Raw genomic sequence first — 21025 nt, 5'->3', positions numbered from 1 at the left:
ATCGATCGGACGGAGCTGATGCATGAAGACTCTGCCGGGCCTCGCGATCGCCGCCGCACTCGCCGCTCTCGCTCCTGCCTTCGCTCAGGCTCCTAAGCCGGCCACCGCGCCTCCAGCCGTGCAGAAGGAGTTCGATGGCTTCATCGGAAAATTCCGCGCGGCATTGAAAGCCAATGATCCGCTGGCGGTCGCCGCCATGACGCGGTTACCGTTCATGGGCGACGCTTCGGTGCAGGACGCCGCACAGTTCCGCGCAAAAGCCTATCCGCGCGACTTTACCGCGAAGAACCGCGCCTGCCTCCAGCGCAACAAGCCGGTCTACGATCGCGACGGCAACAAGAACGAAATCTACGCCATCGTCTGCGGTGGGGATGTCTTCACCTTCACGAAGGGGCCGACCGGGTTCTTGCTCACAGATGTCGATGTCGCCGACTGAGCGGCAGAACCGGACAGTCGTCAGCGCTGTGCCGTATCGACGCTGACCACCACCGACATGCCGGGTGAAAGACGCTCGGCCAGATCCTGGCCGGGATCGATCCCGATCCGCACCGGCACGCGCTGGGCGATCTTGATGAAGTTGCCGGTGGCGTTCTCCGGCCGGATCACGCTGAACTCCGAGCCGGCGGCCGGCGAGAAGCGTTCGATCTTTCCGGTCAGCCGGGCGTGGCGCAGAGCATCGACGGTGAAGCTGACGCTCTGGCCGATGCGCATGCCGGAGAGCTGGGTCTCCTTGAAATTGGCGATCACCCAGACCTGGCTCGGCACCAGCGCCATCAATTGCGTGCCGGCCGAGACGTACTGGCCGAGCCGGGCCGAGACCTCGCCGAGGCGCCCGTCCTGCGGGGCGACGATGCGGGTGTTCTGCAGGTCGATCTCGGCGAGATGGACAGCCGCCTCGGCGCCCTGGACCGAGGCCTCCAGCGAAACCTTGTTGACGATGGCGCTCTGCACGTCCTGCCGGGAGACGTCGACTGCGGCGTTGCTCGCCGTCAGCCCGGCGCGGGCCTGGTCGAGCGCCTGCAGGCTCTGGTCGGCATTGGTCTGGTTGACGACGCCGCGCTCGCGCAGCGGCTCGATCCGGCCCCAATTGGCTTCCGCCGTGCGCAGGGCCGCTTCGGCGCTGGCGACATTGGCCTCGCTGGCGCGCAGGCGCGCCTGGGCGGCGTGGCGGGCCTGCTCGGAATTGGCGAGTGCGGCGTGCTGGGCGGCGAGGCTGGCGCGAGCCTGCTCCAGCCGCTGCTGGAAGATGCGCTCGTCGATGCGAACGAGCAGCTGGCCCTGCCTCACCGTTGCGAAATCCTGCACCGCGACCTCTGCGATGTAGCCGGCGAGCTGCGGCGCGATCACTGTCACCTGCCCGCGGACATAGGCGTTCTCGGTGGTCTCGATCGCGCTGGCAAAGGGCGGCAGCCGCCATGCGTAGAGGACGACTGCGAGCCCGGCGAGGCCGATGGCGAGGGCGACATAAGTCGCGGCGGAGCGGAAGATGCGGGTCATGGCTGGGGCGCGGGAGCAGGAGAGGTGGCCGGAGCGGCGGAACGCTCGCGCCAGTGCAGAATGGCGAGGTGGGCGAGGAGGCCGGTGAGAGCGCTGCCGGCGATCAGGGCGATCAGCAGAAAGGCGTCGTTATAGGCGAGCACGGTCGCTTCCCGCGTCGCCTGCGAGGCGAGCAGGGTGACGCCTTCGGCCCGGGTCAGTCCAAGATCGGTCAGGACATGACCATAGGCGGCGCCGAGCTGCTGAACGCGCTCGGCGACGAGCGGATCAGCCAGCGAGAAATGCTCGGCGAGCTGGCTGTAGTGGAAGCTGGTCCTGAGCATGATGAAACTGCCGAACAGCGCCGAGCCGAGCAGCCCGCCAATGCTCTGGGTGAACAGGAAGATCACGAAGAAGCTCAGGATGTAGACAGGCCCGCGCGCCAGCGCCGGGGCGAGGCCCTGAGCCATGGCGGCCGGCAGGAAGAGGGCGGAGCCATAGGCCACCAGCGCCTGGCTGAGATGGATGTCGTCCGGGCGGGTCAGGCTGGTGGCGTTGCTGTCGAGCATCGCGCCGGTCATGATGCAGATCAGCGCCACCGCGTAGAAGGCGCTCTCCCGCCCGGGTCGCAGCAGCGCCACGCAGGTGAAGCCGCCGGCCAGGATCGCCGCCAGGATCACGCCGTAGAGCGACAGGGTCTGCTCGTTCTGGAAGCCGAGCGCCTGGAAGAAATTGGAGGCGCCGACCGTCTGCTCCGCCAGCACGACGCGGAAGAGCAGCAGCACGGTAGCGTAGTGCAGCGTCGCCGGGCTGGTCAGCCAGCGTATGTCGATCAGCGGGCTCTGCCGGTGCAGCTCGATGATCGCCGCCAGGGTCAGGCAGATGATCGCTCCGGCGAAGAGCCAGCCGAGCCAGGGCGTCTCCAGCCACCAATAGATGCGACCGAGCGAGAGCGCGACGGCGATGGCGCCGAAGCCGAGCGCGATCAGGAGATAGCTGACCCCATCGAGCGGCCCGATCACCTTGACCCGCGGCGGCGGCGTCAGCGGCAACGCATAGACCAGGCCGAAGGCGACCAGTGCCAGCCCCGTCTCGAACAGGGTCAGCCCGTGGAAGCCGCCGATCTCGAGCAGCGTCGGTGAAATGAGCCGCGTCACCGGGATGCCGAGCGTGGTGTTGGTCACCGCCAGCGACAGGCCGACCGTGAGCTTTTGGCGCGGTTGCAGCGGCTCGATCATGTAGAGGAAGGCGAGCGAGGACAGCGGTGCGGCGGCGATGCCGCTCATGAAGCGCACGACCAGGGCCGATTGCAGGTCGTGCACGAAGAAATTGAGCAGGGCGGCGATCACGAAGCCAGCAATGCTGATCTCGGCGAAGTTGCGCAGACCGTACTGCATCCTGATCTTGATCAGCGCGATCGAGAGCGAGACGTTCGGCGCCATATAGGCGGCGATCAGCCAGTTGGTCTCGGCGACTGTGGCGGCGAGATCGCCCTGGATCTGGTAGACATTGGTCGTGATCAGGTTGGCGCCGACCTGCTGCGTCATCGCCAGCACCGTCGACGCCAGCATATAGCCGAGCGCGCGGGCGCGGCTCATGCCGGCCGCGGCTGGTGGCGGCGGTGCAGCTTGCGGGTTGGGGGAGGGCGCGTTCATCCGGCCGCCCCGCGATTGGCGGCGATGTTCTTCGACATCCTGGTGAGGACGCGCAGAGCGATTTCGAGTTCCTCCCGGCCGACCCCGTCGAGAATATCGGCGCGCAGCTCGGTCAGGAAAGCCAGAATATCCTCGGCCTGGGCCCGCGCCGCCGGCGTCAGGAAAACCCGCCGGGCGCGCCGATCGCCCGGGGCGGCGCGGCGTTCGATCATGCCGGTGCGTTCGAGCCCGTCGAGCAGGCGCACCAGCGTTGGCTGTTCGATGTCGAGCAGCCCTGCGAGATCGGATTGAATCGGCCCGTCGACCTTGGCGAGCTGCATCAAAAGGCGGGCCCGCGAGAGCGTCAGCCCCATGTCGCGGGCGCGCTCGTCGACCAGTGCCCTGAGCTTGCGGTTGGCCGCAGCCAACTCGGCGGTGAAGGCGGCCTGAAGCTCTGCGGAGTCCATAGCGTTCACATAAGTAGCTTGCTAATGATATGCTCACTTAGCAATGCTAGAAGCGCACTTCAATCGCCGATCAATGCCCTCGATATGCGTGTGGAGAATGACGATTCTGGTGACTTGCGTCGGTGCAGGCAACAAAAAACGCGGCCCGAAGGCCGCGTTCCTGAAATCCACAAAAGGAAGAGCGGCTTACTTGCCCTTGCCTTTGCCCTCGCCCTTGGCCGGCCTGGCCTCGACGCGCTCGGCGATCCGGGCCGACTTGCCGCGACGATCGCGCAGGTAATACAGCTTGGCGCGGCGAACCTTGCCCTTGCGGACGACCTTGATCGAGTCGAGGTTCGGCGAATACAGCGGGAAGACGCGCTCGACGCCCTCGCCATAGGAAATCTTGCGGACGGTGAAGCTCTGGTTCAGCCCGCCGCCATTGCGGGCGATGCAGACGCCCTCATAGGCCTGGACGCGGCTGCGCTCGCCTTCCTTGACCTTGACGTTGACCTGCACGGTGTCGCCGGGCTGGAAATGCGGGATTTCCTTGCCGTCGGCGAGCTTGGCGATCTGCTCTTGGTCGATCTGCTCGATGATGTTCATGGGTCTCTCCATGGCCGTGTTCGCGCGGAAGCGCGGGCTTTCGGCTCGCTGTTTTAAGTTGAGGCCGTCGCCATACAGGAGCGCGGGGCGTTTGTCGAGACGCCGCAGCGGCTGGGCCCGGCCGGTGTTCGATCATCTTGCACAATTTCGCCGGCAAGGCGACGAGATGCTGCATGCCGGCTGAGATCCTGACCTACGCGACGCTGTTCACCCTGCTCGTCGGGCTGATCGCCGGCACTGTCGGCGGCGTGGTTGGCACCGGTTCCTCGATCATGCTGCTGCCGGTGCTGGTCTGGTCGTTCGGACCGAAGCAGGCGGTGCCGATCATGGCCGTTGCCGCGGTGATGGCGAATCTGGCGCGGCTCGCGGCCTGGTGGCGCGAGGTCGATTGGCGCGCCTTCCTCGCCTATGCGCTACCCGGCATCCCGGCGGCGATGCTTGGCGCGCGCACGCTCTTGCAATTACCGGCCGCGGCGATCGATATCGGGCTCGGCCTGTTCTTCCTGCTGATGATCCCCGGGCGGCACTGGCTCGCGGCGCGCCGGATCAGGCTCGGTCTCTGGCAACTCGCGTTGGCCGGCGCGGCGATCGGTTTCCTGACGGGGCTGGTACTCTCGACCGGACCGCTGAGCGTTCCCGCCTTCGCCGCATACGGCCTGACCAAGGGCGCGCTGCTCTCGACGGAAGCCGCCACCTCGCTGTTCATCTACCTGACCAAGGTCGGGACTTTTCGCAGCTTCGGCGCGATGCCGCTGGCGATCTTCGCCAAGGGCGTCATCGTCGGCTCTTCGCTGATGTTCGGCGCCTTCATCGGCAAGGCGCTGGTGCGGCGCATGGATGAGCGCACCTTCCAGCTCCTGCTCGACGGAATGATGCTGCTCTCCGGACTGTTCCTGCTGCTGGCCGCCTTTCGCTGAACACTTCCGGCTGGCCGCGCCGGGCTGTATGCAGGCGCCAGTCCCGAGATGACGGAGCAGCGCCATGTCCGAGAGTTCGATCAAGACCGCCCTCGTCACCGGGGCAGCGCGCGGAATCGGGCTGGCGACGGCGAAGCGTTTCCTCGCCGACAACTGGCGGGTCGCTTTGCTCGACATCGACGAGCCGGAACTCGCAAGGGCGATGGCCGAGCTCGACGCGCCCACCGCGACGATGTCGATCGGCTGCGACGTCGCGATTCCCAAGCAGGTCACGGAGGCGGTCGATGCGGTGGTCGAGCGCTTCGGCCGGCTCGATGCCCTCGTCAACAATGCCGGCACTGCCGTGTTCAAGCCATTGCTCGAAACCACTTACGCCGAATGGCAGCGTGTCCTCGCCGTCAATCTCGACGGGCCGTTCCTGACGACGCAGGCGGTCGCACCGGTGATGGCCGACAATGGCGGCGGTGCCATCGTCAACATCACCTCGATCTCGGGCCTGCGCGCCTCGACGCTGCGCGTCGCCTACGGCACCAGCAAGGCGGCTCTTGCTCACCTCACCAAGCAGCAGGCGGCCGAACTTGCGGGCCTTGGCATCCGCGTCAACGCCGTCGCGCCCGGGCCGGTCGAGACCGCCATGGCCAAGGCCGTGCACTCGCCCGAGATCCGTGCCGACTATCACGACGCCATCCCGCTCGCGCGCTACGGCGCGGAAGAAGAGCTCGCCGAGGCGATCTTCTTCCTGTGCAGCGACCGGTCGAGCTACATCACCGGCCAGGTCCTCGCCGTCGACGGCGGCTTCGACGCGGTCGGCATCGGCCTGCCGACATTGCGCGGGCAAAGGCGCAACCGCTAGCCCAATAGCCCGGCCAGCGCCGCCTTCAGCGTGACGCTGCCACGGCGCGTCTCGCCGACATCCTCGAAAGCGGCGCGGCCGGCATTCATCGCGTCGTAGAGACCGGCCAGTTCGCGGGCGTGGCTCGGGCTCAAGCCCGCGGCGACGAGCGCGGGCTCCCAGTCCTCGCGCAGCGTCGGAACCGCCGCGATCGGCTTGCCGAGCAGTTCGCTGAGCGCCTGTGCTGCCTCTTCAGGCGAATATTCCGCCGGCCCCTTCAGGTTGACGATGCGGCCGCCGGCATGCGGGCGGGAAAGCTCGGCAGAACCTGTCCCTCGCGAGCCCTCACCTGGGGAGCGGGCGCAAGCCCGCGTCTCGAGGGATCTTCCAGGAGGCTCCGGAGACTGGAACATCCTTCGAGACGCCGCTCCGCGGCTCCTCAGGATGAGGGCTATTGGACCGTCAGACGAGTTTCGGAGCGCGGCAATATTCCGCTTGCGCCGTCTCCGGAACGGCGCGAACCTGTCTTCTGACATCCCTCTTCGACGGCCGCCCGACCCCGTCGGGCCCGAGCGACCGCCGCCTTTCCGGCGTGGGCGCTCCATTCTCGTTCCCGCCGGTCAACCGCCGCATCGTACGCAAGGCTTCAAGGCCACCGTCCGCGCGGCCAGAACCGAAGGAGGACGACATGGCTGCGACTTCCAGCAATGGAGGAAACCCGTCCGGCGTCAGAGGCAGGGGGCCGCGATGCATCGCGCTCGTCGGTCCCTTCCAGAGTGGCAAGACCAGCCTGTTCGAGAGCATTCTGGAGCGCTGCGGCGCCGTCTCGCGTGCCGGCTCCGTCAAGACCAAGAACAGCGTCGGCGATGCCTCGCCCGAGGCGCGCTCCCATCAGATGAGCACCGAGCCCAATGTCGCCAGCGTCGACTTCATGGGCGAACGCTACACTTTCATCGACTGCCCGGGTTCGGTCGAGTTCCTCCAGGAAATGCGCCATGTCCTGCCGGCGGTCGACGCCGCGGTGGTGGTCTGCGAGGCCGATGACCGCAAGGCGCCGGCACTGGAGCTCGTCCTGCGCGAGCTCGAAGAGGCCGACATCCCGCGCTTCCTCTTCCTCAACAAGATCGATTCCGCCTCGCGGCGCGTGCGCGAGACGCTTGGCTTGCTGCAGCGCGCCTCGCGTACCCCGCTGCTGCTTCGGCAGATCCCGATCTGGCAGAACGGCATCGCCGTCGGCTTCATCGATCTCGCGCTGGAGCGGGCCTTCATCTATCGCGAGCATGCCCCGAGCGAGGTCGTGCCGCTGGCGCCCGAAGAGGTCGAGCGCGAGCGCGACGCCCGATTCTCGATGCTGGAGAAGCTCGCCGACTACGACGACGAACTGATGGAGGGGCTGCTCGGCGACATCGAACCGCCGCGGGACCTCGTTTTCGACGACCTCGCCCGCGAGTTGAAGGAGCGCCATGTCGTGCCGGTGCTGATCGGTGCGGCCGAGCGCGGCAACGGCGTCACCCGGCTGCTCAAGGCGCTGAGGCACGAGGCGCCGTCCCTGGAGGTGACGCGTGGGCGGATCGGCGTCGTCGACAGCGGAGCGCCGCTCGCCCTCGTGCTGAAGACCTGGCAGTCCGGCCAGGGCGGCAAGGTTTCGCTGGCCCGCGTGCTGCGCGGGCGGATGACGGAAGGCGATGTGATCACTTCGTCCGGCGGCATCGAGGCCCGTATCGCTGGCGTGCTCGAGCTCAAGGGCTCCGAGCAGCAGCGCCGCCCGGCGGCCGAGGAAGGCGAGGTCGTCGCCTTCGCCCGGCTCGAAGGCGTCCGCACCGGCGATGCGGTCGCGGTCGGCAAGGCCCGGCCCGATATCGTCAGCGCCGTCGCGCCGCCTGAGCCGGTCCACGCGCTCTCGGTCGGCGTCAAGGATCGCAAGGACGACGTCAGGCTGACCACCGGCCTCGCCAAGCTGATCGAGGAGGATCCGGCGCTCGCGCTCGATCATCGCGCCGAGTTCGGCGAGATGCGTCTGTCCGGCCAGGGCGAGATGCACTTGCGCGTCGCGCTCGAGCGGCTCGCCGGGCGCTACGGCGTCAGTGTCGACAGCGGCGCCACGCAGATCGGCTATCGCGAGACCCTGCGCGGCAAGGCCAGCGCCCGCGGCCGGCACCGCAAGCAGAGCGGCGGCCACGGCCAGTTCGGCGATGTCGTGCTGGAGATCGCGCCGCTCCAGCGCGGCGAGGGAATCCGCTTCGTCGACCGCATCACCGGCGGCGTCGTGCCGAGGCAGTATATCTCCTCGGTCGAGGCCGGCATGCGCGACTATTGCCAGCGCGGCCCGCTCGGCTTTCCGCTGGTCGACATCGAGGTGGCCCTGACCGACGGCTCCTACCATACGGTCGATTCCTCCGACATGGCTTTCCGCCAGGCGGCCCGGATCGCGATGGGCGAGGCTTGTCCGCAGGCCAGGCCCGTGCTGCTGGAGCCGATCCTGGCGGTCGAGATCGTGATCCCCTCGGATGCGATGTCGCGGGCCTCGGCGATCGTCTCGGCAAGGCGCGGCCAGATCCTCGGCTATGATGCGCGGCCCGGCTGGCGCGGCTGGGACCAGATCAACGCGCTGATGCCGGAGGCCGAGATGGCCGGGCTGATCGTCGAGTTGCGCTCGGCGACGGCGGGCGTCGGCTCCTTCAGCGCCCGCTTCGACCATCTCGCCGAGCTCGCCGGCAAGCCGGCCGATGCGGTGGTCGCGGCTCAGGCGATGGCGCAGGCCCGTTAGGGCCCATTCCAGCCTGCTTGCGCGGCAAATCGGCGAGGGGAGCAGTTCAGACTAAAGTCTATGAACTAAAAGAGAAGGGCAGATTTGCCGGTCAGGTTGGCCCGATCTGACCGGATTCGGCTCTGGCTTTGGTTCGGCGCCGTGCTTGCGATCTGGCGCGGCGCCCGATGAGGTCTGTTGCAGCAAGAAGGTTTATATGTAAACTTTCTAATGGCGGGTGCTTGCGCCCGCCGCTAGGCTTGCGCAGTGTAGCGCAGGACAATCAGAAGGTGCGGAACGTGACCGGCAGCAGCCGAGCGTCCGCCGCGCGGTGCTCACGCCCGGTAACAGGGTGGGCCGCAGAGGGGAGGATGAGGATGACGGCTCTTTCCGCGGTTCAGGCGACATCGGATACGCGCCCCTGGCTGGCGCATTATCCGCCGGCCGTGCCGCCGACCATCGACGAGGCTGGAGTCGGTACGCTCGCCGATCTGATCCGCGGGGCCTACGAGACCTATCCGGATCGTGCGGCCTTCGAGAGCTTCGGCAAGTCGATCACCTTTTCCGAGGTCGGTCGCGCGGCGCGCGCCTTCACCGCCTGGCTGCAGGCCCAAGGCTTCAAGAAGGGTGACCGCATCGCGCTGATGATGCCGAACATCCTGGCCAATCCGGCTACGATCTTCGGCACGCTGCTCGGCGGCTACACCGTGGTCAACGTCAACCCGCTCTACACTGCACGCGAGCTGACCCACCAGCTCAACGACTCCGGCGCGCGTGCGCTGGTGGTGATCGAGAACTTCGCCCATGTCGTCGAGGAGGCGCGGCCCAATCTCAAGCTGGAATCGATCGTCATCGCCACGGCCGGCGATCTGATGGGATTCAAGGGGACGATCGTCAATTTCGTCGCTCGCAAGATCAAGAAGGTGGTCAAGCCCTACAACCTGCCAGGGGCGGTGTCGCTTAAGACGATCTTCGCACAACCGGGGACGATGAGCCCGGTCACGATCACGCCGGAGGATGTCGCCTTCCTGCAATATACCGGCGGCACGACCGGCATCGCAAAAGGCGCGACTCTGACCCATCGCAACGTCGCCTCCAATGTCGCGCAATGCGCGCTCTGGCTCGGCTGGCAGCTCGAGCCGCCCCATGGCCGCAGCGACTATCAGCACGTCATGGTGACGGCGCTGCCGCTCTATCACATCTTCGCTTTGACCTGCTGCTGCATGTTCATGTTGCGGATCGGTGCCAAGAGCCTGCTGATCGCCAATCCGCGTGACATCGCCGGTTTCGTGAAGATCCTGAAAGGGAGTCGGTTCACGCTCTTCTCCGGCGTCAACACGCTCTACAATGCGCTCGCCAGCCATCCCGAGATCAAGGATGTGGATTTCTCGGAACTGCGCTTCGCCATCGCCGGCGGCATGGCGACACAGGCCGCCGTCGCCAAGCGCTGGAAGGATGCCACCGGCCGGCCGATCATCGAAGGTTATGGCCTGTCGGAGACGTCACCGGTCGCCTCGGTCAACCGCACCGACATCACCGAGTTCACCGGCACGATCGGATATCCGCTGTCTTCGACCGATTTCGCCATTCGCGACGCCGAGGGCAACGACGTGCCGGCTGGCCAGCCCGGTGAGATCTGCATTCGCGGGCCGCAGGTGATGGTCGGCTATTGGAACCGGCCGGACGAGACCGCCAAGGTGATGACGGCGGACGGCTTTTTCCGGACCGGCGATGTCGGCGTCCTCCTGCCGGACGGGCAGGTCAAGGTCGTCGACCGGATGAAGGACATGGTCATCGTCTCCGGCTTCAACGTCTATCCCAACGAGGTCGAGGACGTGCTCGCCAAGCATCCCGGCGTGCTGGAATCGGCCGTCATCGGCCTGCCCGACGAGCACTCCGGCGAGGCGGTGACCGCCTTCGTGGTCAAGCGCAATCCGGGCGTCACGGCCGAGGAGCTGCGCGCCTTCTGCAAGGAGAATCTCACCGGCTACAAGGTGCCAAAGCACATCGTCTTCCGCGAGACGCTGCCGAAGACCAATGTCGGCAAGGTGCTGCGGCGGGCGTTGCGCGAGGAGGTCGCCGCGCAGACGGGCTGAGCGGCGCGCGCGGGCCCTATTCCGGCGCGTGGATCGTCGCGCGCAGCGCCTTGAACTGCGGCAGGGCGGCGGCGAGGCCGGCCTGGTCGGTGGCGCAGATCAGCGCGGTGCGGCCCTTGGCTGTCTCGAGGGTCGAGGTGAACATGCGCACATTCTGCGGGCTCGGCCCGGTCTTGGGCGTCACGATCAGCTCGACGCCGGCGAAGCCCTGGTGCTCGAACAGCTTGAAGTCGGACACGGTGCCGATCGTCTCGAACATCTCGCGATAGAGCTGCTGCCATTCCGGCTTGGCCATCTGCTCGTTGATCGCCTCGCGGCTGAGCTGGCCGTTCTGGGTCGCGCTCTTGAAGCCGAGCGTGCAGAGCTGGCCGGTGCTGTTGACCGCCTTGGGCGTGCCCGTCTTCGAGCTGATGTCGATCGTCACCTCGAATTGCGGATGCGGCTTGCCGGCTTCCGCCTTGAAACCGGCGGGTGGCGAGACCGACAGGCCGCTCGCGGAATCGCCATAGGACTGCGCGGCGGCGCCTCCGGCGAACAGGATGGCGGCGAGGGCGGCGGACAGGCGAAGCGATCTGGTCATGGTCACGGGCTAATTCCGGATTGCGACGGTAACGAGACGGGCGAATTGCTGCGGCTATTGGGCCGGCATGGGCTGATCGGTCAAGCCGCCAGCAGCGATTTGCCGGTCTGGGCATGGGCGGTCACCGGCAGGATCTGGCCGGGCTCGATGCTGCGACCAAAGCGCACAAGGGTGAAATCCTCGGCCCGGCCGGTATCGCCGCGCTCGGTCAGAACGGAGAGCGACCGGCCGATGCGGTCCGCAAGGTGCCGGGCATGCGCCGCTTCCGCCGCCTCGCGCAGACGGGCCGCCCGTTCCTTGATCTCACCGCCTGCGACCTGCGGCATGCGCGCCGCCGGCGTGCCGGGCCGCGGTGAGAACGGAAAGCCGTGGACATAGGACAGGCCGCACTCCTCGATCAGGGCGAGCGTGCGGGAGAACATCGCCTCGTCCTCGGTTGGGAAGCCCGCGATCAGGTCGGCGCCGAAGACGATGTCGGGGCGTAAGTCGCGCATCTCAGCACAGAAATCCACCGCCTCTGTGCGGCTGTGTCGGCGCTTCATCCGCTTCAGCACAAGGTCGTCGCCCGATTGCAGCGACAGATGCAGATGCGGCATCAGCCGCGGCTCCCCGGCGATCAGGGCGCGCAGATCATCATCGACCTCGACCGCGTCGAGCGAGGACAGGCGCAGGCGCTTCAGCTCGGGCAGCGCCGCGAGGATCGCGCCGACGAGCGCACCGAGCGTAGGCCCCTCAGGCCGCTCCCTGCCATAGCTCGTCAGGTCGACCCCGGTCAGCACGATCTCGCTGGCGCCGTCCGCGGCGAGGCGGCGCGCCTGCACCACGACCTCGTCGACCTCGGCCGAGCGGGCATTGCCGCGCCCGAGCGGGATGACGCAGAAAGTGCAGCGATGGTCGCAGCCGTTCTGCACCTGGAGGAAGCCGCGCGTGTGCTGGCCGAGCGCCTGCGTGCGTTGAGGGGCGGCATCGCGGGCCTGCATGATGTCGCCGACGACGATCTTGCTGGCAGGATCGTCCTGCGGGCTCCGCGCGCGCAGGCTGTTCGAGTTGGCGAGGCTTCGCCAGCGGGAGATGTCGAGCTTCTCGGCATTGCCGAGCACCCGCGTCACCTCCGGCATCGCGGCGAAGCGCTCCGGCTCGATCTGCGCGGCGCAACCGGTGACGATGATCGGGCGCTCCGGCTTCTCGCGGGCGAGCCGGCGGATCGCCTGGCCAGCCTGGCGCACGGCTTCCGCCGTCACGGCGCAGGTATTGATGACCGCGACATCGGCAAGGCCGGCGGCCCGCGCCTGCCGCTCGATCGTCTCGCTCTCGACCAGGTTGAGCCGGCAGCCGAAGGTGACGAGTTCGACCGCCATCAGGCGACGGCGGCGAAGAGCTCGGGCTCCAGCACGCCTTCCCAGTCGAGCGCGGCCGGGCCTGTCATCAGCACATGGCCGTCGCTCTCGCGCCATTCGATGACGAGATCACCGCCCGGCAGGCTGACGGTCGCCTTGCGATTGGACAGCTCACGGCGCACGGCCGCGACCAGCGCCGCGCAGGCGCCGGAGCCACAGGCGCGAGTGATGCCGGCGCCGCGTTCCCAGACCCGCAGCACGATATGGTCCGGCGCCGTCACGGCAGCGAGGCCGATATTGGCGCGATCCGGGAAGATCGGGTGGTTCTCCAGCAGTGGGCCGATCTGCTCCAGGTTGAAGCGATAAGGATCGTCGACGAAGAAGACGGCGTGCGGATTGCCCATGCTGACGGCGCAGGGCGTGTGCAGGATCGGATCGTCGATCGGGCCGATCTGCAGTTCGAAACGGCTGGTGTCCTCGAACGGCTCGGCCAGCGGGATCTCGTCCCAGGCGAGGCGCGGCGCGCCCATGTCGACGGTGAAGACGGCCGGCGACAGACGCGCGACCGGCAGGAGCCCGGCCTTGGTCTGCAGCAGCAGGCCATCCCGGCCGGCTTGTCCCATCTCAGGGTCGGCGGTCATCGCCCAGGCGACGCAACGCGTGCCGTTGCCGCAGGCGCCGGCCTCCGAACCGTCGGTGTTGTAGATCCGGACATAGGCGTCGGTGCCGGGCACCTTCGCGTCGTGCAGGACCATGAGCTGGTCGAAGCGGGTCCGTTCCTGGCTCGCGATGGCGCGTGCCTCGGTTTCCGTGACGATGTGCTTGGTTCCGCGCAGGTCGAGCACGGTGATCTCGTTGCCGAGTCCGTTCATCTTGAGGAACCGGCGGTGGGCGAGGGCGTTCATATCGTCACATCTCAATGATGAAGCGGGTATATGAGCGCTACGTCGAAAAAATGCCACCCTTCGCGATCTTCCTGCCGTAACGGGATCGTCGTAGCGTGCGGCACGGCGCGAATCGATCGTGTCAGCTCGGGATGTTCGGGTATGCGGCAGTCGAGATTCAGCGCGCTTCTCCTTGCGCTCGCCTTTGCCTATCCGGCCGCCGCGCAGACGCGCGTGGCGCCGCCGACGGCCGTGGAGAGCGCCCCGCTCGCCGCACCGCCCGGCGCGGCAGTGCCGGCGCAGAACGCGCAACCCGCGCAGCAGGCTCCGGCGCAAAGCCAGGCCAATCCGCCCGTCCCGGCCGAGCCGCAGCCTGTGCAGCCGCCGCCGGCTCCACAGGGGCAGATCGTGCCGCAGCCGGTCCAGCCCGCACCCGCGCCGCAGACGCCGGTCGAGCCGCAGCCCGTCCAGCCGCCGCCGACCCTGCCCAATCCGCAGCCGGCGCCTCCCGTGCAGCAACAGCAGACCGGCGCGCCCAATCCGAATGCGACACTCGCCGGCAAACAGGGCGACCCTTCCGATGTCGACGAGATTCAGCTGACGGCCAAGCCCGTGCTGCTGCTCGCCGGTCAGGCGAGCTGGGACCAGGGCTTCCAGAAACTCTCGGAGGCCATCACGCTCCTGCGGACCGAGGCTGACAAGGCCGGGCTCAAGGTTGCCGGCCGACCCCTGAGCCTGTTCGTCGAGACCGACGACAACGGCTTCAAATTCGAGGCGATGCTGCCGGTCGACCGTCCGGCAGATGCGGCGAAGCCGCTGGCGACCGGCGTGCGCAACAGCCAGTCGCCGGCCGGGCGCTCGCTGCGCTTCGTCCACACCGCGCCCTATGACGACATCGATTCGACCTATGAGACGATCACGGCCTATCTCGAGGCCAAGAACATCGTCGTGAAGGACGCCTTCCTCGAGGAGTATGTCGGCGACCTCAAGGATCCCGGCGACCCGAATCTCGAGATCAACGTCTACGTCCAGCCGAAGTAACGCAGCGCTTTCCTCGTCATGATCGGGCTTGTCCGGACCATCTACGTCTTCTCTGGTCGAGCGCGGTGTTCAAGACGTGGATGCTCGCCATAAGGGCGAGCATGACGGCGCTGCGGTCTAAGCTTCCCAGACCAGCCCCGGCCGCATCGGCCGGAAACGCTCTTGCGGCAGCCCGGCTTTGTCGAGCGCGACGGTGAGCGCTTCAGGCGGCCGGCTTACGCCTTCGTCGGTGAGCTGGAACGTGCCCCAATGGTGGCCGAGCGCCTGCTCGGCTCGCAGTGAGCGCATCACCGCCACCGCCTCTTCCGGGTTCATGTGGTTGTCGCTCATGAACCAGCGCGGCTCATAGGCGCCGATCGGCAGCGCCGCGAGGCGGAACGGGCCGTGCTCCTGGCCGAGCCGCTCATAGAGCGAGCCGTCATGGTAGCCGGTGTCGCCGATGTGGAAGAGCTTGCCGGAAGGCGTCTCGATGACGAAGGAGCACCACAGCGCCATGCGCCGGTCGAAAGCGCCGCGCGCCGACCAGTGATAGCTCGGCACCAGCGTGGCAGCGACCTTGTCCGACAGGTCCAGCCGCGTGCCCCAGTCATGCGCCTCGGCCCGGATCGAACCATCGCGCGCCTTGGCGATCACGTCGTTGCCGAGCGGCATGATCATCCGCGGATTGTCGCGCGCATGGATCGCTGCCAGCGTCTCGACGTCGAGATGGTCGTAATGGTTATGGGTGACCAGCACGACATCGATCTTCGGCAGATCGGCGAAGGCGACGCCCGGCGCGTTCACCCGCTTCGGCCCGAAGAAGGAGAATGGGCTGGCGCGCTCGGAGAAGACCGGGTCGATCAGGATGTTGAGGCCGGCGACCTGATACAGAAACGAGGCGTGGCCGAGATGGACGACGCGCAGGCCCTCGACGCGTGCCGGCGGCTTGTCCTGCGGCGGGGCCTCGTACTGCGCCGGGAAGACCTCGCGCTCGCGCTGCGAGAACTGCCAGCGCAGCACATCGGAGAGGCCCTTCGTGACGGGCCGGCCGTCGCTGAAGACGAGCCCGTTGAAGTGGTCGCTGACCGGGCCCTGATAGTAGGGATTGCGCGAACGCGCATAGGAGGCCCAGGCGAATCCGGTCGAGCCGAGCAGAGCGGGGATACCGAGAAGGCGCAGGAGCTTGCGGCGTGTCATGGTCCGTCAACTTGTGCGCGGATCGCGCAGCGTCAAGGCCGGGCCATCAGCTTCAAGACAACTTGATAGCCATTGCGTGCAGCCAGCGCGTTGGCTCCCGGTCGTAGCCGCCGCCAAGATTCTCTTCGATATCGATGCGGTTCCACCCGAGATCGCCGTAGGCCATGCGCAGCCAGCCGGCATCCGGGTAGTTGTAATAGCGGCCTAAGCGGTCGCGCCCTTCCGCCTCGCCGGCCTTGAAGCTGGCATAGAAGGCTCCGCCCGGCCGCAGCGCCCGGTGCACCCGCGTGAGGATGCCGGGCAGGGCCGGACGTGGGACATGCAGCAGGCAGGCATTGGCCCAGACGCCGTCGAAGGCGGCTTCGGCCGCGAGGTGCTCGAACAGCAGCACCGAGACCGGCCGGCCGAGCCGCTTTTGCGCCTCTGCGGCAAGCTCGGGTGAGCCGTCGGTCGGCGTGACGTCGAGGCCGAGCGCGAGCAGGGCTTCGCTGTCCTGTCCGCCGCCGCAGCCGAGCTCGAGCACCTGCCCGCCGGCGGGCAGCAGTTCGGCGAAGCGTCGCAGCCGCGCCTCGCCGAGCTCGCGGGCACGCCCGGCATAGATTTCTGCCTCGGCCGCATAGAAGCCGAGCGTGTCCGCGTCGCGTCCGCTCATTCGCGAGGCCTCAATTGCTGCCCGAACGCACCGCGACGGTGGCGATGCCGGCGCCGATCAGCAGCGTGCCGCCGGCCTTGTTGAACAGGCCGATCGCGCGGGGATTGCCGACGAGGGTGCGGGCGCGCGAGGCGATCAGCGCGTAGCCGAAGGCGTTGGCGAAGGCGAGGGTGATGAAGGTCGCCTCGAAGATCAGCATCTGCGTCCAGAAATCGGCCTTGGGGTCGAGGAACTGAGGCAGGAAGGCGACGAAGAAGGTGATGCTCTTCGGGTTCAGAGCCGTCACCAGCCAGGCATGGCCGAGCATCTTCAGCGCCGAGCTCGCGTCCCGGTGTGGCTCGGCGTTGAGGCTGCCGCCGGCGCGGACGAGCTTGACGCCGAGATAGATCAGGTAGGCGGCGCCCGCCCATTTCAATGCGGTGAAGATCGTCGCCGAAGTCGCGAGCAGCGCGCCGACGCCGAGCATGGACAGGGTCATCGCGGTGAAGTCGCCGAGCGCGACGCCGACCGCCATCGGCAAGGCGGTACGCCAGCCCTGACCGAGCGCATAAGAGATCACCAGCAGGATCGTCGGGCCGGGGATGACGAGGAGGACGGCGGTTGCGGCGGCGAAGGCAGCCCAGCTTTCAAAGGTCATTGTGTAGAGGCTCCGCTAAAAACCAGAGCCATCACCAGACCGGGGCGCTTGTAAAGAGGCATTTTTCGATGGTGATCGCTGCGCTGCCACGCGCCTAGAGCGGGGCGCCCCAGCGGAAGGTCGTCGTCCCGCTGCCGCGTACGGGAACGAGGGGCCCTGCCGACATCTCCTGTCGCTTCTCCGGATCGCCCGCCAGCATCAGCGTCCACCAGGCGCCGTAGCGGGTCTGCGGGTTCTTTGCCAGCGCGATGCCGATGCGTGTCGCCTGCGGCATGGAGAGGTTGGCTTCATGGCCGGAGGACTTCTTCCAGCCGTCGAAGGCTTCTTGCGTCGAGTAGTAGCCGGCGCCGAGATTCTCCGCGGCGCGCACCGCATCGAGGCCGGCGCCGTGAACCCGGGAGGTGAAGCTGCCGGCTGCGTCATGGGAGAGGTTGTCGCCGGCTGCCATCGCATCGGACTGGCGCTGCGCCATCGCGGTCAGGGTCGAATCGAGCCGAACCGGGCCGAGGCCCTTGCCGGAGCGATAGGCGTTGAGGATGCGCACCGCCTCGGCCGGATCGGCTTTCACGGCGGCGAGACGCTCCTGCTTCCGCGGGCTCGGCGCCGTGGTTTCGCGTTGTGCCCCGGCACAGCCGGCCAGGAGCAGGGCGGTCAGGAGGGCTGCGCCCACATGTCTTGTCATCGCATCGATCTCGGCTTCTGCTGCGCCACGCCGACGAAGCAGGGCCGGACCTAGGCGAGGAATACGGCGCGATTATCGCAAGCCGATCCGGGAGAACAGCCCATGAGCGATGACGAACAGGCGATCCGCGATCTCGTCGAAAGCTGGATGAGCGCGACGAAGGCGGGCGACGTCGCGACCGTGCTGGGCCTGATGAGCGACGACGTGGTCTTCATGGTTCCCGGCGCCGAGCCCTTCGGCAAAGAGGCTTTCGCCGCCGCGCTGAAGGGGCTGGGGACTATGACGATCGAAGGCCGCAGCGACATTCGCGAGCTCGAAGTGCTCGGCGACATCGCCTGGCTGCGCAATCACATCGACATGACCGCGACCACGGCGGACGGCAAGACCATCCGCCGCTCCGGCTACACGCTGACGATCCTGCGCAAGGGCGCGGACGGGCGTTGGCGGCTTTCCCGCGACGCCAATCTGCTGACGACACAGGCGTGAGGCCTCAGCCCTGTGCGCCGGAGATCACGCGGCAGAGCGCGTCGCGGACATAGCCTTCTGGGGCGACCTGGCCCTGCTGGACGACGAAGACCGCATCGACTCGCGTGCCGCTGCCGCTCTTGCGGGCGGTGATGCGCAGGGTCTGTGGCCGGCCGGAACCCGAGGTCTCCTGGATAGCCAGGACCGAGCTCGTGGCGTTGTCGATGCGCATGTCGGCGAAGCCTTCGGCGGAGACAGCGGCGCCGAGGTCCTTCAGCACCCGCGCCGGGGCACGCTTGGGCACCATGTCCCAGGTCTTGTAGCTCAGGCCGGTCAGCATCGGCGTGCCGACGACGGAGAAATTGCCTTCGCAGGACTGGGCCTGCGCCTGGGTGAGGCCGAGTGCGAACAGCGCGGCGGCGAGAACCGGAAGCTTCATGTCATCTCCGTGGTGAAGGCCGGTCGGAACCGGTTTCAGGACATAGGCGGGCTGCCGCGCGATACGCAATCGCCGGCGAGCACCCGGCGCTGTTGCGCGCTTCAGCTTGACTTTCGCCGCATTTGTCCGCTTAAACGCCCGCATTCGTTTCGCCGACATCGCCGAAACCACATCCGCCGACCGGGCCGTTCCCATGGAACCGCCGAGAGCCCGGAGGTCAACGCCCGACAGCGCGTCTGCGCCCTCGGGCGCGAAACCGTTTGGCGAATGGCTTGGGTGATGTCGGTCCCAGAGCCGGATCTGATCGGGTTGGTTCAACCTGATCAGTGAATCCGTCTCTCACTTGTTGAGGCCAGGCAAAGCAGGACCGCATGTTCGGCACGCTGAGCGACAGACTTTCCGGCATCCTCTCGGGCTTGACCCGCAGGGGCGCGCTGACCGAGGACGACGTCAACGCCGCGCTGCGCGAGGTGCGCCGTGCGCTGCTCGAGGCCGACGTCGCGCTCGAGGTCGTGCGCAGCTTCACCGACAAGGTGCGCGAACGCGCCATCGGCGCCGAGGTGCTGAAGTCGGTCACGCCCGGCCAGCAGGTCATCAAGATCGTCAACGACGTCCTGATCGACACGCTCGGCGGCGAGGGCGAGGGCATCACCTTCGACGCCGTGCCGCCGGTGCCGATCCTGATGGTGGGTCTCCAGGGCTCGGGCAAGACGACCTCGACCGCGAAGATCGCCAGGCGCCTGACCGATCGGGACAAGAAGAAGGTCCTGATGGCGTCGCTCGATACGCGGCGCCCAGCCGCGATGGAGCAGCTCGCCATCCTCGGCAAGCAAGTCGGCGTCGAGACGTTGCCGATCGTCGCCGGCCAGAGCGCCGTGCAGATCGCCAGGCGCGCGATCGAGGCCGGCAAGCTCGGCGGCTACGACGTCGTCATGCTCGACACCGCCGGCCGCGTCACGCTCGACGAAGTGCTGATGGCCGAGGTCGCCGAGGTCAAGGCGGCGACCAATCCCCATGAAGTCCTGCTCGTCGCCGACGCGCTGACCGGCCAGGACGCGGTCAACACCGCCCGCGCCTTCGACCAGCGCGTCGGGCTCACCGGCATCGTGTTGACGCGTATGGACGGCGATGGCCGCGGCGGCGCGGCGCTCTCGATGCGCGCTGTCACCGGCAAGCCGATCAAGCTCGTCGGCACCGGCGAGAAGACCGATGCGCTCGAGGACTTCCATCCCTCGCGCGTCGCCAACCGCATCCTCGGCATGGGCGACATCGTCGGCCTGGTCGAGAAGGCCGCCGCAACCGTCGATGCCGACAAGGCGCAGGAACTGGCGCAGCGTCTCGCCAAGGGCAATTTCGATCTCGGTGACCTGCGCACCCAGCTCCAGCAGATGGAGAAGATGGGCGGCCTCGGCGGGCTGATGGGCATGCTGCCCGGCATGGCGCAGATGAAGAACCAGATCGCCAGCTCGAAGATGGACGACAAGGTGCTCGCCCGGCAGATCGCGATCATCAACTCGATGACGGCGGCCGAGCGCAGGAATCCCGACCTGCTCAAGAACAGCCGCAAGAAGCGCATCGCCGCCGGTTCCGGCACCTCGCCCGAGGCGATCAACAAGCTGCTCAAGATGCACCGCCAGATGGCGGACATGATGAAGCAGATGGCCCGCCAGAAGGGCGGCATGCTCGGAAAGCTCGGCACCATGTTCGGGCTCGGCGGCGGCGGCATGCCGGCCGGCATGCCCGACCCCTCCAAGATGGATCCGGCGCAGCTCGCCGAACTGCAGAAGCAGCTCGGTGCAGGCGGCGGCATGCCCTCGCTGCCTCCGGGCGGCTTCCCCGGTCTGCCCAAGGGCGTCACCCCGCCCGCCGGCATGATGCCCAAGCTACCCGGCCTCGGCGGCATGCCCGGCCTCGGCAACAACCCTTTCAAGAAGAAGTAGTTTTTACCGCTCAACCCAAAGGAAGAAGAGCAATGTCCCTCAAGATCCGCCTGACCCGTGGCGGCGCCAAGAAGCGCCCGTACTATCGCATCGTCGTCGCCGACGCCCGCTCGCCGCGCGATGGCCGCTTCATCGAGAAGATCGGCGCTTATGACCCGATGAAGGCCAAGGATTCGCCGGAGCGCGTCGTGCTCGACCTCGAGAAGGCCAAGGCCTGGCTCGCCAAGGGCGCCCAGCCGACCGACCGCGTGCTGCGCTTCCTCGACGCTGCCGGCGTGCTGAAGCGTCCGGCCCGCAACAACCCGGACAAGGCCGTCCCCGGCGAGAAGGCCAAGGAGCGTGCCGAGAAGAAGGCCGCCAAGAGCGCTGCCCCGGCTGAAGCTGCGGCTGAGTGAGCGGACTGCCGTCATTCTCGGGTCAAGCCCGAGCATGACGCGCG

22 protein-coding genes are annotated in these 21025 nt (G+C 67.5%); 9 read left to right on the top strand and 13 right to left on the bottom strand.

The genetic code is table 11. The features are described 5' to 3' along the window. Positions 1 to 22 precede the first annotated feature (22 nt). Positions 23 to 436, top strand: a complete 414-nt coding sequence (locus ASE66_RS00880; protein WP_057187694.1) for a hypothetical protein — start codon at positions 23 to 25, stop codon at positions 434 to 436. Positions 437 to 456: 20 nt separating this feature from the next. Here ASE66_RS00880 and ASE66_RS00875 read toward each other — a convergent pair whose 3' ends face one another. The 4 genes from ASE66_RS00875 to rplS all read right to left on the bottom strand — a co-directional run bounded on the left by ASE66_RS00875 (position 457) and on the right by rplS (position 4162). After that, positions 457 to 1497, bottom strand: coding sequence for an HlyD family secretion protein (locus tag ASE66_RS00875; protein ID WP_057187693.1), 1041 nt, complete (start codon positions 1495 to 1497; stop codon positions 457 to 459). After that, positions 1494 to 3131 carry an MFS transporter gene (locus tag ASE66_RS00870; protein ID WP_244494762.1) on the bottom strand — a complete coding sequence of 546 codons (1638 nt, stop codon included), beginning with the start codon at positions 3129 to 3131 and terminating at the stop codon, positions 1494 to 1496. Before ASE66_RS00870 ends, ASE66_RS00875 begins: the two co-directional genes overlap by 4 nt. Next, positions 3128 to 3577 (bottom strand): MarR family winged helix-turn-helix transcriptional regulator, encoded by a 450-nt coding sequence (locus ASE66_RS00865; RefSeq protein WP_057187691.1) that lies wholly within the window; start codon positions 3575 to 3577, stop codon positions 3128 to 3130. Before ASE66_RS00865 ends, ASE66_RS00870 begins: the two co-directional genes overlap by 4 nt. Positions 3578 to 3763: 186 nt before the next feature. After that, positions 3764 to 4162, bottom strand: a complete 399-nt coding sequence (gene rplS / locus ASE66_RS00860; RefSeq protein ID WP_057187690.1) for a 50S ribosomal protein L19 — start codon at positions 4160 to 4162, stop codon at positions 3764 to 3766. Positions 4163 to 4335: 173 nt separating this feature from the next. Here rplS and ASE66_RS00855 point away from each other — a divergent pair, with 173 nt between their 5' ends. Both ASE66_RS00855 and ASE66_RS00850 read left to right on the top strand, forming a co-directional pair. Further along, positions 4336 to 5079 (top strand): sulfite exporter TauE/SafE family protein, encoded by a 744-nt coding sequence (locus ASE66_RS00855; protein ID WP_057187689.1) that lies wholly within the window; start codon positions 4336 to 4338, stop codon positions 5077 to 5079. Between the two features lie 64 nt (positions 5080 to 5143). Beyond that, positions 5144 to 5932 (top strand): SDR family NAD(P)-dependent oxidoreductase, encoded by a 789-nt coding sequence (locus ASE66_RS00850; protein WP_057187688.1) that lies wholly within the window; start codon positions 5144 to 5146, stop codon positions 5930 to 5932. On the opposite strand, the gene ASE66_RS00845 is transcribed toward ASE66_RS00850, so the two are convergent. Further along, entirely contained in the window at positions 5929 to 6324 is a 396-nt protein-coding gene (locus ASE66_RS00845) for a hypothetical protein (protein ID WP_057187687.1), read from the bottom strand. The two genes, ASE66_RS00850 and ASE66_RS00845, sit on opposite strands and share 4 nt — an antisense overlap. 275 nt (positions 6325 to 6599) lie before the next feature. Between ASE66_RS00845 and ASE66_RS00840 the strand changes: the two genes are divergently transcribed. Both ASE66_RS00840 and ASE66_RS00835 read left to right on the top strand, forming a co-directional pair. After that, positions 6600 to 8678, top strand: coding sequence for an elongation factor G (locus ASE66_RS00840; RefSeq protein WP_057187686.1), 2079 nt, complete (start codon positions 6600 to 6602; stop codon positions 8676 to 8678). Between the two features lie 356 nt (positions 8679 to 9034). Further along, complete coding sequence (locus tag ASE66_RS00835) at positions 9035 to 10753, top strand: AMP-binding protein (RefSeq protein WP_057187685.1); 1719 nt, start codon at positions 9035 to 9037, stop codon at positions 10751 to 10753. Positions 10754 to 10769: 16 nt separating this feature from the next. On the opposite strand, the gene ASE66_RS00830 is transcribed toward ASE66_RS00835, so the two are convergent. The 3 genes from ASE66_RS00830 to dapF form a co-directional block, all read right to left on the bottom strand. Further along, positions 10770 to 11339, bottom strand: coding sequence for a hypothetical protein (locus tag ASE66_RS00830; protein WP_057187684.1), 570 nt, complete (start codon positions 11337 to 11339; stop codon positions 10770 to 10772). A gap of 74 nt (positions 11340 to 11413) precedes the next feature. Further along, the gene (gene mtaB, locus ASE66_RS00825; RefSeq protein ID WP_057187683.1) at positions 11414 to 12691 is read right to left on the bottom strand and encodes a tRNA (N(6)-L-threonylcarbamoyladenosine(37)-C(2))-methylthiotransferase MtaB; all 1278 of its coding nucleotides are present in this window, start codon (positions 12689 to 12691) and stop codon (positions 11414 to 11416) included. Next, entirely contained in the window at positions 12691 to 13575 is an 885-nt protein-coding gene (gene dapF / locus ASE66_RS00820) for a diaminopimelate epimerase (protein ID WP_057187682.1), read from the bottom strand. The genes mtaB and dapF overlap by 1 nt, the downstream gene beginning before the upstream one ends. A gap of 141 nt (positions 13576 to 13716) precedes the next feature. Between dapF and ASE66_RS33630 the strand changes: the two genes are divergently transcribed. Then, on the top strand, positions 13717 to 14595 hold the full coding sequence (locus tag ASE66_RS33630; RefSeq protein WP_057187681.1) for a GyrI-like domain-containing protein: 879 nt from the start codon (positions 13717 to 13719) through the stop codon (positions 14593 to 14595). A 117-nt stretch (positions 14596 to 14712) separates the two neighbouring features. Here the strand turns inward: ASE66_RS33630 and ASE66_RS00810 are convergent, their stop codons facing one another. The 4 genes from ASE66_RS00810 to ASE66_RS00795 form a co-directional block, all read right to left on the bottom strand. Further along, on the bottom strand, positions 14713 to 15771 hold the full coding sequence (locus tag ASE66_RS00810) for an MBL fold metallo-hydrolase (RefSeq protein WP_057187680.1): 1059 nt from the start codon (positions 15769 to 15771) through the stop codon (positions 14713 to 14715). Between the two features lie 52 nt (positions 15772 to 15823). Continuing rightward, the gene (locus ASE66_RS00805) at positions 15824 to 16423 is read right to left on the bottom strand and encodes a class I SAM-dependent methyltransferase (protein ID WP_057187679.1); all 600 of its coding nucleotides are present in this window, start codon (positions 16421 to 16423) and stop codon (positions 15824 to 15826) included. A 10-nt stretch (positions 16424 to 16433) separates the two neighbouring features. Further along, positions 16434 to 17060, bottom strand: a complete 627-nt coding sequence (locus ASE66_RS00800; protein ID WP_057187678.1) for a LysE family translocator — start codon at positions 17058 to 17060, stop codon at positions 16434 to 16436. Between the two features lie 94 nt (positions 17061 to 17154). Continuing rightward, positions 17155 to 17742: a CAP domain-containing protein gene (locus ASE66_RS00795; RefSeq protein ID WP_082613120.1), complete on the bottom strand. Its 588-nt coding sequence runs from the start codon at positions 17740 to 17742 to the stop codon at positions 17155 to 17157. A 102-nt stretch (positions 17743 to 17844) separates the two neighbouring features. On the opposite strand from ASE66_RS00795, the gene ASE66_RS00790 reads away from it, so the two are divergent. Next, positions 17845 to 18228: a YybH family protein gene (locus ASE66_RS00790; protein ID WP_057187676.1), complete on the top strand. Its 384-nt coding sequence runs from the start codon at positions 17845 to 17847 to the stop codon at positions 18226 to 18228. Between the two features lie 4 nt (positions 18229 to 18232). Here the strand turns inward: ASE66_RS00790 and ASE66_RS00785 are convergent, their stop codons facing one another. Beyond that, entirely contained in the window at positions 18233 to 18646 is a 414-nt protein-coding gene (locus ASE66_RS00785; protein ID WP_057187675.1) for a hypothetical protein, read from the bottom strand. Positions 18647 to 19017: 371 nt separating this feature from the next. Here ASE66_RS00785 and ffh point away from each other — a divergent pair, with 371 nt between their 5' ends. Continuing rightward, complete coding sequence (gene ffh, locus ASE66_RS00780) at positions 19018 to 20586, top strand: signal recognition particle protein (RefSeq protein WP_057187674.1); 1569 nt, start codon at positions 19018 to 19020, stop codon at positions 20584 to 20586. A gap of 32 nt (positions 20587 to 20618) precedes the next feature. Next, the gene (rpsP, locus tag ASE66_RS00775; protein ID WP_057187673.1) at positions 20619 to 20981 is read left to right on the top strand and encodes a 30S ribosomal protein S16; all 363 of its coding nucleotides are present in this window, start codon (positions 20619 to 20621) and stop codon (positions 20979 to 20981) included. Positions 20982 to 21025: the final 44 nt, after the last annotated feature.

The sequence above is a fragment of the Allobosea sp. Root483D1 genome, from assembly GCF_001429505.1.
In the GTDB taxonomy this organism is placed as follows: Bacteria; Pseudomonadota; Alphaproteobacteria; order Rhizobiales; family Beijerinckiaceae; genus Allobosea.
Note: the sequence above shows the minus strand (reverse complement) of the source record. Positions and strands in the feature narration are given on the sequence as shown.